We start from the raw sequence: 11,837 nt of genomic DNA on the forward strand, positions 1-11,837 counted from the left end.
GGTTGATAATCCATTGACGGCGCTCGACATCGACCATGATTTTGGAGAAGCAATGGCGGCAAATCAATGACATAAAGCGAACCGGAAAACCCAAGGGCGGAAAGATGCGGGCTGTCGTGAAGTTCATCAAATGGCTGTTCGGCCTCATTGTGCTGGCGGTGATCGCGCTCTTCGCCTGGCTCTACTTTGCGCCGCCCGAACTGATCCGTGTCGGCTCGGGCTATGCGGCCAAGATCGTCTGCTCCAACGTGTTCATCGCCGGCCGCGACCCGAATGAAGTGCTGGCCGTCGACGTGCAGGCGCCGGGCCATCCGCTGCTCAAGCTGATGAAGGTATCCGTCGACAAGGAAAGGGGCCTTGTTTCGGCGGGCCTGCTTTGGACGCTGGGCAAGAGCGTCGCCGTAGAGCGCCACGGGGTCGGCTGCGCGTCGGTTCCGGATGGCGACACCGGCAGGGCGCGGCAGACCTCCGTCCATATCGAGCCTTTGGCGGTGGCCTCGCAGGATGCGCTCTGGCCGGAGGGCGAAAGGGTGGACGCCCTGCAAAACCCCGCCGTCACGAAGATCGTCGACGATGCCGCGATGGTCGGGACAGGCATGCGCGCGGTCGTGGCGGTGAAGAACGGCCGCATCGTCGCGGAACGCTATGGCGAGGGTTTTTCGGCCAAGACGCCGCTGCTCGGCTGGTCGATGACCAAGACGGTGAATGCCGCGATCGTCGGCACGCTGGTCAAGGACGGCAAGATGGCGCTCGACAAGAAGGGCCTGTTCTCGCCGTGGAAGGCCGACGGTCGGGCGGCGATCAGCCTTGCCGACATGATGGCGATGTCGAGCGGGCTGGAGTTCAACGAGGATTATGGCGACGTCGCCGACGTGACGCGCATGCTCTATCTCGAGCCGGACATGGCGGGCTTTGCCGAGGCCAAGCCGCTCGGCGGCGAGGTGGGCAAGGCATTTTCCTATTCGAGCGGCACGGCCGTCATGCTGTCGCGGCTGTGGCAGGAGGCAATCGGCGACAAGGCGAAGGCGCTGACCTGGCCGCGCACGGCGCTGTTCGAGCCGCTCGGCATGCACAGCGCGGTGCTCGAAACCGACGAGCGAGGCACTTTCGTCGGCTCGTCCTATCTCTACGCCACGGCGCACGACTGGGCCCGCTTCGGCCAGTTCCTGCTGCAGGGCGGTGTCTGGAACGGCGCGCAGATCCTGCCCGCCGGATTCGTCGACTGGATGCGGCAGCCGGCGCCGGCCTCGAAGGTCTACGGCAACGGCCAGGTGTGGATCGAGGGTCCGGGCGATGAGGAGAATCCGGGCGCGGGCGCTGCCGCCGGCCTGCCCAAGGACACCTACTGGATGGAAGGCCATGACGGCCAGACGGTGGCCATCATTCCGTCGGAGCAATTGGTGGTGGTGCGGCTCGGGCTGACACCTGCCAAGCTCGGCTATCGGCCGCAGGCGATGGTGGCCGCGCTGGTGAAAGCTTTACACCAGTAAGGCTCTCTACATCCGAGCTCCGATGACGCCGAGCCAGGCATAGCCGCGATAAAGCGTTCTGAAACGGAAGGTTGCGCCGGTCCGTTTCGACTCCGAGTCAAGGACGTCGCGCAGCGAGGCGCGCGGCGTGACATGGAATTTCCGCAGCCAGCCGCGCAGCAAGGCCCGGAACCAGTTTGGCAGACCTTCCTGCTGGCCGAAATCGACGACATGCAGCGAGCCGCCGGGTGCGAGCGCGGCAAGCGCGGCCGACACGGTCTTCTCCCAGCCGGGGATCATCGACAACGAATAGGATATGAAGACACGGTCGAAGCGCTCGATGCCGAAGAGCGCCGCCGGATCGAAATCCGTGGCGTCGCCGCGCGCCAGTTCGACCCTGTCGGAGAGACCTTCGCGAGCGATAGCCGCGTTTGCCGTCTCCAGCATCTCGGCCGAGATATCCAAACCGAAGAAGCGGGCGTCTGGATAGCTCCGGGCGGCAAGAACGATGTTGCGGCCGGTACCGCAGCCGAGCTCGAGCACGGTGCCGCCTTGCGGCACGTCGAGCCCCGCTATCAGCCGGTCGCGGCCGAGCAGGTAGTATTTGCGGGTAATGTCGTAGATATGGCGCTGCCAGCGATAGACGCCATCCATCAGATCGGCATGGCGGACCGGCAGCTCCGTCGTGCTCATGCGGCGCGCTTCACATAGAGATGGAAGCCGCCATAGATCGCCGAGCGATCCCTGGCCGAGAATTCGCGCGAGGCCTCGGCTTCGTAGCGCCACTGGTCGAGCAGGGAACTGGAGACGCGGCCCGGCAGCAGGCTGGGCTCGGCCGCGGTGCGGAAGATCACGCGCGCGCCAACCGAGGCCGTGCGGGTGATCTCGGTCCACAGATCGTTGAGCAGGTCGTCGGTCATCCAGTCCTGGGCATCGAGCAGGACGAAGCGATCGACCGAGCCCGCATCCTTGCCGGCGAGGAATTTGATCAAGTTGGCATGATGGATGGCGACGCGTTCGGTGTTGGCGCGGATCGTCCTGTAGTTGCGCTGTTCCAAATAGGCGGGCAGGGCTGCCTCGCCGGGCTGCGGATAGCGGCGGGCAAAGGCCTGCCAGGCGAAATAGTTGTTCTTCAGCGGGAAATCGCAGGCGAGCTTCTCCAGCCGCGCCTTCAAGACGCTCGCCATCGAACCGTCGCCGGACGTGATCAGCGAGTCGTACTGTGCCGGCGGGATACCCAGACCGAAAAGCGAGGCCTTGCGCGATGTCGCCCAGCGTAGCAGCTTTTTGTCGAAGACCGGCGCCAGCTCCTCGTTAAAGAAACGGCGCTGCTCGCCGATGTTCTCGGCCTTCATGATGCCGGCCGGATCGACACCGAACAGTTTTGCCACACGATGGCCCATGGCGATGAAGAGGCCAAGCAGGCCGGTCTGGTAGAAGTTGCGGTCGAAAACCGCGATGCGGCGGCGGCCGCGCCAGTTCCTGCGCTCCCAGTAGTGACGGCTGACCGGGTCGAGATGCGGCGCGATGAAGCGGTCGTAAGCTTCCGAGTTGTGGCTGGTATCGGCTGCGCCGAAGAAGCGGAACAGATCGCCCTGCGAGGGCAGATGGCGCACCGCCTCCAGCTTCATGCGGTTCAGCGCGATGTGCGCGGCGTTGAGGTCGACGGCGTCGATCCGGGCCGGCGAGCGGGTGAGGTAAGCCAGAATGTTGCAGCCGCCCGACGCGATTGTGACGACGCGATGGCCGGCGCCAAGCTGCATGGCGTCCATGTCGACATCCGGGTCTTCCCAGATCTGGGGATAGACGAGGCCGGAAAACAGGAAGGCGAAAAGCCGCTCGGAAATGCCGTCCTTCGACAGGGCGCGGTTCTGGTAGACGGCCTTTCCAACTTCCTTGCCGCGTCGAAAAACGAGTTCTCCCGATACATCCGACATGGCAAGCTGATTCCCCGTTTGCATTGGCGCAAGCGGGTAGCGCAGCGTTGTGACAGGCGGGTGACAGGCTGCTGAAGCTGAGTCTTAGGCCTTGCCGAATCCGCCGGGCGTCGGCGTGACGACGATGACGGCCTCGCCGGCGTCGAGCGTGGTCTGGTCGCAGGCCTTCAGCACCTCGATCGAGCCGTCGTTGCGTCTGACCTTGGTCGAGCCGGCCTCGCCGTCGCCGCCGCCGTTCAGACCCTGCGGCGGGCGGTTGCGGTGTGAGGAGAGGATGGCGCATTCCATTTTTTCGAGGAAGCGGATCGTGCGTTTGGTGCCGTTGCCGGCGTTCCATTTGCCCTTGCCGCCGGAACCGTCGCGGATGTGGAAGTCTTCCAGCACGACCGGGAAGCGCAGTTCCAGCACTTCGGGATCGGTAAGTCGCGAATTGGTCATATGCGTGTGGACGCCGGAGGTGCCGGCAAAGCCGCGGCCCGAATTCATTTGGCCGGCCGGCGAGCCGGAGCAGATCGTCTCATAATATTGGTATTGCCGGTTGCCGAAGGTGAGATTGTTCATTGTGCCTTGCGCGTTGGCCATCGCGCCCATGGCGCCGAACAGCGCGTTGGTGACATGCTGCGAGGTCTCGACATTGCCGGCGACGACGGCGGCAGGGTAGGAGGGTTTGAGCATGCAACCGTCGGGGATGACGATGTTGATCGGCCTGAGACATCCGGCGTTCATCGGGATCATGTCCTCGACCATGACGCGGAAGACATAGAGCACAGCGGCTCGCGCCACCGGCTCCGGCGCATTGAAATTGTTCTTCATGACCTTCGAGGTGCCGGTGAAATCGACCGTCGCGTCGCGTCTTTGCCGATCGACGGTGATCTTCACTTTGATCACCTGGCCGGTGTCGGTGGCATACTCGTAGTCGGAACTGTCGGGCAGCCTTTCCAGCACGCGGCGCACGCTCTCGGCGGCATTGTCCTGAACATGGCCCATATAGGCCTCGACGACAGCGAGGCCAAAATGCGCGACCATCTTGCGCAACTCCGCCACGCCCTTTTCGTTGGCGGCGATCTGCGCCTTGAGGTCGGCGATGTTCTGGGCGGGATTGCGGGCAGGATAGGGATGGTCGGTGAGGAGCGCCTCGAGCTCCTCCTCGCGGAAGCGGCCGCGATCGACGATGCGGAAATTGTCGAACAGCACGCCTTCCTCGTCGACGGTGGTGGCCAAAGGCGTCATCGAGCCGGGCGCCGTGCCGCCGACATCGGCATGGTGGCCGCGCGAGGCCGCCCAGAAGAGGATTTCCTTGCGTGCGTCGTCGAACACCGGCGTCACCACGGTGATGTCGGGCAGATGCGTGCCGCCATTGTAGGGCGCGTTGAGCGCAAAAACGTCGCCGGGATGGATATCGCCCGAATTCAGGCGGATGACGGTTTCGACGGAGCGGTCCATGGACCCCAGATGCACCGGCATGTGCGGCGCGTTGGCGACCAGCGCGCCATGGCGGTCGAACACGGCGCAGGAAAAGTCCAGTCGCTCCTTGATGTTGACGGAATAGGCGGTGTTCTGCAGCGTGACGCCCATCTGCTCGGCGATCGACATGAAAAGGTTGTTGAAGACCTCGAGCATCACCGGATCGGCTTTGGTGCCGAGCGCCGCCTGTCGGGCCTTTTTCTCTATACGCCGCAGCAGCACATGGTTCCTGGCCGTGATCTCGGCCTGCCAGCCCGGCTCGACGACGATGGTCTGGTTCGGCTCGATGACGAGCGCGGGGCCGGCCACCTTGTGACCAGGCTTCAAATCCTCGCGACGGAAGATGCCGGCATCGCGCCAGGCGCCGTCGGCGAAGAATTGCCGGGACTGCCAGGGGCTTCCCACCTGGTCTTCGAGCCCTGATTCACTTTCGTCGCGGCTGGCGGTCCCGACATCGCTGCCTTCGACGCCGACTGCCTCGACGATCATCGGCTTGTCTTCGTAGACGAAGCCGAATTGCGCTTGATGGGCGGCCTCGAAATCGCTCCTGGCGCGAAAAATCGAGCCGTGCTCGAAGTTGACCGGCAAAGTTGTGTCGGTGCCGTCATAACGGATCTGCAGGACCGGCTTTGAGGCGATGGCGTCTTGCGCAATGCCTTGCACTGCAAGCTCGGCGATGACGCCCTGGTGCAAGGTCGCAATCAGGTCCTCGATCGAGGAGCGGGACTCTTCGGCGAGCGGCTTCAGCAACGCCTGCTGGCGCGAGGCGAAAACCGTCGACAGCCCGATGCCGTAAGCCGAAAGCAAGCCGGAGAAGGGGTGGATAAGCACCGCTTCCATGCCGAGCGCATCGGCGACGAGGCAGGCATGCTGGCCGCCGGCGCCACCGAAACAGTTCAAGAGATATTCAGTGACATCGTAACCGCGCTGCACCGAAATCTTCTTGATGGCGTTGGCCATGTTCTCGACGGCGATGGTGACGAAACCCTCGGCCACCGCTTCGGGCGAGCGTCCATCGCCGATCTCGGCGGCTAAAGCCGCGAATTTTTCGCGCACGGCGGCGACGTCGAGCGGCTGGTCTTGACCGGGGCCGAAGATCGCCGGGAAGACGTCGGGCTGCAGCTTACCGAGCATGACATTGGCGTCGGTGACGGCGAGCGGGCCGCCGCGTCGATAAGCGGCCGGGCCGGGATTGGCGCCGGCGGAGTCCGGGCCGACGCGGAAGCGACCGGCCTCGTAATGCAGGATCGAGCCACCGCCGGCCGCGACCGTATGAATACGCATCATCGGCGCGCGGATGCGAACGCCGGCGACTTCAGTGTCGAAGGCGCGCTCGTATTCGCCGTCATAATGGGCGACGTCGGTCGAGGTGCCGCCCATGTCGAAGCCGACGACCTTGTCGAAGCCGGCGAGCTTCGCCGTCTCGACCATGCCGACGACGCCGCCGGCCGGGCCGGAAAGCAGCGCATCCTTGCCCTGGAACATGTCGGCGGCGGTCAACCCGCCCGATGACATCATGAACATCAGCCGCGGGCCGGCGCCCAATTCTCCCGCCACCCTTTGCACGTAGCGTGACAGGATCGGCGACAGATAGGCGTCAACCACCGTGGTGTCGCCACGACCGACCAGCTTGATGAGCGGCGAGACCTCGTGGCTGACCGATATCTGGCTGAAGCCGATCTTGCGACAGACTTTCGCGACTGCCTTTTCATGGTCGGGATATTTCCAGGCGTGCATCAAGACGATGGCTACCGCGTCGATGCCGTCGGCCTTGGCCTGCTCGATGGCCGGGCGGCAGGCGGCGATGTCGAGCAGGCGCTCGACGGACCCGTCCACGCGCACGCGCTCGTCGATCTCTACCACCCGCTCATAGAGCTGTTCGGGCAGGATGATCTCCTTGGCGAAAATATCCGGCCGCGCCTGATAGGCGATGCGCAGCGCGTCGCGAAAACCCCTGGTGATGAGCAGCAGCACGCGGTCGCCCTTGCGCTCCAGCAGCGCGTTGGTAGCGACAGTGGTGCCCATCTTTATGTCGCCGATGCGCTCCGCGGGGATGGCGGCGCCGGTTTTCAGTCCAAGCAGTTCGCGGATGCCCTGGATAGCGGCATCGGCATAGGCCTCAGGGTTCTCCGACAAAAGCTTGCGGGGATGCAGTCGGCCTTGCGGATCGCGGCCGATGATGTCGGTGAAGGTCCCGCCCCGGTCGATCCAGAAATCCCATTTGTTGTTGGCTGCGGCGTCCTGCATGCTGCTTATCCGTTACCTGCGACAACCCGTTCTGTTAGTTCGCCGTTTTGGCCCCGGCAACCATGCGCTTGGTGTTACACATGGAAACGCAACGTTACGAAACCCAGGTCAGATTTCTGCATTTCCTCTGCGACGTTCACCGAAACGTGAGCGTTTGCTGAAGGAGAGATACCATGAAGAAGCTTATTCTGGCGTCTGTTTCGGCGCTCGCCCTGCTGGGGGTCGCGGCTTGCAGCGACAGCAGCACCGACAACACCACCACGCAGAGCACCAACCCGCCGGCCAACGAACAGCCAATGAAGCCGGCTACCCCTGACCCTTCGAAGCCTGCTGAACCGGCTCCGGCAACACCTCCTGCTGCGCCCGCGCAGTAGAAGTTCATCCACTGAAATCAGGAAGGCCGGTCCCTGTGCCGGCCTTCCTTTTGGCGGGACTGTCCCCAAAGTCGATCGACCTGCGGCATCGTCCCGGCTTGATAGCGGTGCCCGGTTCGCACTAAGAAGCCGCATGTCGATTTGGGACCGCCTCGGCGACTTCATCGCTCGTGTTTCGTCGTCGGCGTCCTCGGGCGTCGGCGATGTCGTCGAGGCCGTGCGGACCATGTACTCGGGCGACCCGGATCTACGCCGGCGCGTGGCCTTCTCGGTGGCGATGATCGCGCTTTCGGCCAAGATGGCGAAGGCCGACGGCATCGTCACCCAGGACGAGGTGCGCGCCTTCCAGGAAATCTTTGAGGTGCCGCCGAGCGAAACGCGCAATGTGGCGCGCCTCTATGACCTCGCCAAGCGCGATGTTGCCGGATTTGAAATCTACGCCCAGCGCATGTCGCAGCTTTGCGGTTCCGGTCATGCGAATTGCAAGATGCTGGAAGACATACTCGACGGGCTGTTCCACATCGCCAAGGCGGATGGCCTGGTTCACGAGAGGGAAGGGCAATTCCTGCATCGCATCGCCGAGATTTTTCAGATCGATGAGGCGCATTACCAGGCGATCCTGGCGCGCCACGTCAATCTGGGCGCCGCCGATCCCTATGTGGTTCTCGGCGTCGAACGCGGGAAGCCATTCGAGGAGGTCAGGAAGCGTTATCGCAAGCTGATCTCCGACAACCATCCCGACCGGCTGATCGCGCGCGGCCTGCCGCAGGAATTCATCAAGATCGCCACGACAAGGGTCGCTGCGATCAATGCCGCCTATGAGATGATCGAACGGGGCCTCAGGCACGTATGAGCGGTTTCTTGCCCGACCAGCCGGGTGCCGAGGTCAGGCTATCGCCGAATTTCGGTCCGCGACGCGAGACACTCAGGCCCGACATGATCGTGCTGCACTATACCGGCATGCCGACGGGGCCCGGGGCCGAGGCCTGGCTGTGCGATCCGGCAAGCGAGGTATCCTCGCACTATCTTGTGCATGAGGACGGCCGCATCGTGCAAATGGTGCGCGAAAGCGACCGCGCCTGGCATGCCGGCAAGAGTTCATGGTTCGGGTGCACCGACATCAACTCCTGCTCTGTCGGCATCGAGATAGTCAACCCCGGGCATTCGCTGGGCTACAAAACCTTCCCGAAGCGGCAGGTCAAGGCCGTGATCGATTTATGCGCGGGGATCGCGGGCCGGCATTCCATTCCACCGCAGAGGGTGCTTGCGCATTCCGATGTGGCGCCGGGACGCAAGGTCGACCCGGGCGAGAAGTTTCCCTGGAAGGCGCTCTTTGCCGCCGGTGTCGGCCATCTGGTTCCCGCGGCTCCGATCAGGACGGGCGCGGCGCTGAGGGCGGGCGACGCAGGTGCTGACGTGGAAGCCCTGCAATCGATGCTGGCGCTGTACGGCTACAGCGCCGAGATATCGGGTGTCTTCGACCGCCAGACGGAAATCGTGGTGGCGGCGTTTCAGCGGCATTTCCGACGGCGGCTCGTCGACGGCGTGGCGGACGGTTCGACGATCAGCACGCTCCAAAGGCTTTTGGCTGCGATAAAGGCAGCCTCTTCCAAATAGCCTGCCAAGCTGGCTAAATTACAATTTGTCATACAAAGTGAATTGCCTCGCCTTTATTGGCGCCAATTCGGTCTCCAAACGCATCTCCCGCAAGTTGTCGGGCATCTATCCCTCCAAGATGCTCCGGTGTTGGATTGGCCCCGCCGCGTGAAATTCTTCGCGCGGTTCTAACAGAACAGGAATACATGCAAAGATTGACCGTTGTAGCGGCAGCCGTTGCTGCCGGAGTGATGACTTTTGCCTTCAGCCCAGCGAACAGCGCCCCCCTGAGCCTCCGGGCGGCGGACAATGGGTTTGCTGCGACCCCCTCAAAGCCCAAGGCTGCGCCAAGCGCCAAGACTTCGACGGCCAAGAGAGCTACCCCGGCGAAGGTGCAGAAAGCCGCCGCAGCGCGGTCCGCGAAATCAAGAGTCAAACGCTACGCAAAGCGCAGCAGGCAAACCATCGACCTGACCGCGACAGCTTCCATCCGTCCTGAAAAGCCCGCCTTGTCTTCGGCAACTGGCGACGGCCGATATTCGGCGATCATCGCCCGCTATGCGGCAAGCTACGGCGTACCGGTGTCGCTGGCCAAGGCCGTCATTACGATCGAGAGCAACTTCCGGCCCAACATGGTCGGCGGCGCCGGCGAGATCGGCCTGATGCAGATCAAGCCGGCGACGGCCCGGATGATGGGCTATACCGGTTCGGTCAAGGGACTGTTCGATCCCGACACCAACATCAAATACGGCATGAAGTACCTCGCCATGGCGCAGGGGCTAGGTGGCGGCACCACCTGCGGTACCATCCTCAAATACAATGCCGGCCATGGGGCGACGCGGATGAATCCGATTTCGGCCGCCTATTGCAGCAAGGTGAAGGTGCAGATGGCAGCGCTCGGTTCGCCTGTCTAAGCGGGACAGTTGCCTTTTTTGTTGCGTTTTCAGGCGCGAATCCCTTTATACGCCCTTGCCAGCTGGCCGGGCGGCCGCGCCCGCAAGAGCCGAAAGGCTGCGGGTGAGGAAAGTCCGGGCTCCATGGAGACACGGTGCCGGTTAACGGCCGGCGGGGGAGACCCCAGGGAAAGTGCCACAGAAAGCAAACCGCCGCGGCATTCGCCGCGGCAAGGGTGAAAGGGTGGGGTAAGAGCCCACCGCGCGACTGGCAACAGAAGCGGCACGGCAAACCCCACCGGGAGCAAGACCGAATAGGGGCGGTGCGAAGGGAAACCTTCGAGGGCTGTTTCCGGCCCACCGCCCGGGTAGGTTGCGTGAGGCGCATGGCGACATGCGCCCAAGATGAATGGCCGCCACGTTCCCGCGCCGCAAGGCGTGGGGGCCATACAGAACCCGGCTTACAGGCCAGCTGGCATTTTCCTCTACAGCGCTCCGAGCCGCTCAGCCGCCAAGCCGTCCAAAGACGCCTCGATCGCCTGCCAGAGCTCTTCCACCGGCTCGCAGCCGACGGCCAGCCGCACGAAGCCGGGCGGCACGGCATCGCCGCGCTTCGATCGCCGCTCGGCCGATGTATGGACGCCACCAAACGAGGTCGCCGATTCAATCAGCGCGCAGTTGTTGATGAAATCCTCGGCCTTCTCTTCCGAAGCCAGTTCGAACGAGATGAGAAAGCCGAAGCGCTCCATCTGGGCACGCGCCAGATTGTGCGAGGGGTCGCTCTCAAGGCCTGGAAAGCGCAAGCCGCTCACGGCGCGATGCCCCTTGAGCCGGCGGGCGATCGTTTCCGCCGAGGAGCACATGCGATCGTACCGCACCTCAAGTGTTTCAAGGCCGCGATGCACGAGCCAGGCCTCGAACGGCCCGGGAATGCCGCCGGCGGTTTCTCGCCAGTCCCTGACCTTGGCGATAATATCCGGATCGCGGCTGGCGACATGGCCGAACAGCACATCCGAGTGACCGTTGATCGCCTTGGTGTCGGCCGAGACCACGATGTCGGCGCCAAGGTCGAGCGGGCGCTGGCCGAAGGGCGTCATCGTCGTGTTGTCGACGATGAGGAGCGCACCTTGTTCGTGGGCGGTCTTGGCGACGGCGGCGATGTCGCAGATATCCAGCCTTGGGTTCGAGGGGGTTTCGACGAAGACCAGCCGGTAGCCGGCGAAGCCGCCGTCGAGCATGCTCGATGTCGGCCTCACGTCATAGGCGATGCCGAGCGGTTTCAGAAAACGCTCCGCCAGAGCCCGCGTCGTGTGGTAGCCGTCCGAGGGCAAGAGGATGCGGTCGCCAGATTTGACCAGCGCAAAGAACGTTGCCGAAATCGCCGCCATGCCCGACGGAAAGGCGACGCACTGCGCATCTTCGAGATGACCAAGCGCATGCTCGACCGCGTGCCATGTCGGATTGCTGAAGCGGCCGTATTGATCGAAGCCCGTCGCGTCGCCCGGCGAATGAAAGATCGAGGCCATTGTCAGCGGCAAAGGGATGGGATCGCCCTTGGCGAAATCGCCGCTGCGCAGATGGGCAAGTGTCGCGGCGCGTGACTTCGCGGTTTCGGACATTGGGCGCATTCCTTCACTGAACTGACGTCCGAACGCTAGGCGTGCCGGGCCTTCGCGGCAAGCCGCGTCCTTTTGGGCCAGAGCCTTCTAAACGCTTCGTTAGGCTTAATGGACGATAAAGACGAGACGTGCCGCAAGCCTGCGCTTTCAGGTTGTGGCATGCGTGTTTGTGATGCCTCTTCCCGTTGACGCCCATATTACCCCATGATATCCCATTCTCATCAAGCTTTCGTTCCGC

General features: G+C 63.5%; 9 protein-coding genes and 1 other RNA gene. 6 read left to right on the forward strand and 4 right to left on the reverse strand.

Features of this window, described 5'->3' with window-relative positions; translation table 11 throughout:
* Positions 1–104: 104 nt before the first annotated feature.
* A complete protein-coding gene (locus tag A9K66_RS25430; RefSeq protein ID WP_067329156.1) occupies positions 105–1,490 on the forward strand; it encodes a serine hydrolase in 1,386 nt (461 codons plus the stop codon).
* Positions 1,491–1,496: 6 nt separating this feature from the next.
* On the opposite strand, the gene A9K66_RS25435 is transcribed toward A9K66_RS25430, so the two are convergent.
* The 3 genes from A9K66_RS25435 to A9K66_RS25445 form a co-directional block, all read right to left on the reverse strand.
* Positions 1,497–2,162: a class I SAM-dependent methyltransferase gene (locus A9K66_RS25435; RefSeq protein WP_067329011.1), complete on the reverse strand. Its 666-nt coding sequence runs from the start codon at positions 2,160–2,162 to the stop codon at positions 1,497–1,499.
* Positions 2,159–3,406 carry a DUF3419 family protein gene (locus A9K66_RS25440; RefSeq protein WP_067329013.1) on the reverse strand — a complete coding sequence of 416 codons (1,248 nt, stop codon included), beginning with the start codon at positions 3,404–3,406 and terminating at the stop codon, positions 2,159–2,161. Before A9K66_RS25440 ends, A9K66_RS25435 begins: the two co-directional genes overlap by 4 nt.
* Positions 3,407–3,490: 84 nt before the next feature.
* A complete protein-coding gene (locus A9K66_RS25445) occupies positions 3,491–7,117 on the reverse strand; it encodes a hydantoinase B/oxoprolinase family protein (protein WP_067329019.1) in 3,627 nt (1,208 codons plus the stop codon).
* Positions 7,118–7,290: 173 nt separating this feature from the next.
* On the opposite strand from A9K66_RS25445, the gene A9K66_RS29880 reads away from it, so the two are divergent.
* The 5 genes from A9K66_RS29880 (at position 7,291) to rnpB (ending at position 10,460) form a co-directional block, all read left to right on the forward strand.
* Entirely contained in the window at positions 7,291–7,491 is a 201-nt protein-coding gene (locus A9K66_RS29880) for a hypothetical protein (RefSeq protein ID WP_082954075.1), read from the forward strand.
* Between the two features lie 133 nt (positions 7,492–7,624).
* Entirely contained in the window at positions 7,625–8,344 is a 720-nt protein-coding gene (locus A9K66_RS25455) for a DnaJ family molecular chaperone (protein ID WP_067329023.1), read from the forward strand.
* Complete coding sequence (locus tag A9K66_RS25460; protein ID WP_067329024.1) at positions 8,341–9,108, forward strand: N-acetylmuramoyl-L-alanine amidase; 768 nt, start codon at positions 8,341–8,343, stop codon at positions 9,106–9,108. Before A9K66_RS25455 ends, A9K66_RS25460 begins: the two co-directional genes overlap by 4 nt.
* Positions 9,109–9,293: 185 nt before the next feature.
* The gene (locus A9K66_RS25465; protein ID WP_067329027.1) at positions 9,294–10,001 is read left to right on the forward strand and encodes a transglycosylase SLT domain-containing protein; all 708 of its coding nucleotides are present in this window, start codon (positions 9,294–9,296) and stop codon (positions 9,999–10,001) included.
* A gap of 58 nt (positions 10,002–10,059) precedes the next feature.
* Positions 10,060–10,460, forward strand: an RNA gene (gene rnpB, locus A9K66_RS25470) — RNase P RNA component class A.
* A 5-nt stretch (positions 10,461–10,465) separates the two neighbouring features.
* On the opposite strand, the gene A9K66_RS25475 is transcribed toward rnpB, so the two are convergent.
* Positions 10,466–11,599 carry a cystathionine gamma-lyase gene (locus A9K66_RS25475; RefSeq protein WP_067329029.1) on the reverse strand — a complete coding sequence of 378 codons (1,134 nt, stop codon included), beginning with the start codon at positions 11,597–11,599 and terminating at the stop codon, positions 10,466–10,468.
* Positions 11,600–11,837: the final 238 nt, after the last annotated feature.

The organism is Mesorhizobium sp. AA23 (genome assembly GCF_001672435.1).
Taxonomy (GTDB): domain Bacteria; phylum Pseudomonadota; class Alphaproteobacteria; order Rhizobiales; family Rhizobiaceae; genus Mesorhizobium.

Bases quoted from the DNA above. Each gene is read 5' to 3' on its own strand.
- A9K66_RS25430 (WP_067329156.1), top strand. From the start codon at position 105: ATGCGGGCTGTCGTGAAGTTCATCAAATGGCTGTTCGGCCTCATTGTG.
- A9K66_RS25460 (WP_067329024.1), top strand. From the start codon at position 8,341: ATGAGCGGTTTCTTGCCCGACCAGCCGGGTGCCGAGGTCAGGCTATCG.
- A9K66_RS25455 (WP_067329023.1), top strand. From the start codon at position 7,625: ATGTCGATTTGGGACCGCCTCGGCGACTTCATCGCTCGTGTTTCGTCG.
- A9K66_RS25475 (WP_067329029.1), bottom strand. From the start codon at position 11,599: ATGTCCGAAACCGCGAAGTCACGCGCCGCGACACTTGCCCATCTGCGC.
- A9K66_RS25435 (WP_067329011.1), bottom strand. From the start codon at position 2,162: ATGAGCACGACGGAGCTGCCGGTCCGCCATGCCGATCTGATGGATGGC.
- A9K66_RS29880 (WP_082954075.1), top strand. From the start codon at position 7,291: ATGAAGAAGCTTATTCTGGCGTCTGTTTCGGCGCTCGCCCTGCTGGGG.
- A9K66_RS25445 (WP_067329019.1), bottom strand. From the start codon at position 7,117: ATGCAGGACGCCGCAGCCAACAACAAATGGGATTTCTGGATCGACCGG.
- A9K66_RS25465 (WP_067329027.1), top strand. From the start codon at position 9,294: ATGCAAAGATTGACCGTTGTAGCGGCAGCCGTTGCTGCCGGAGTGATG.
- A9K66_RS25440 (WP_067329013.1), bottom strand. From the start codon at position 3,406: ATGTCGGATGTATCGGGAGAACTCGTTTTTCGACGCGGCAAGGAAGTT.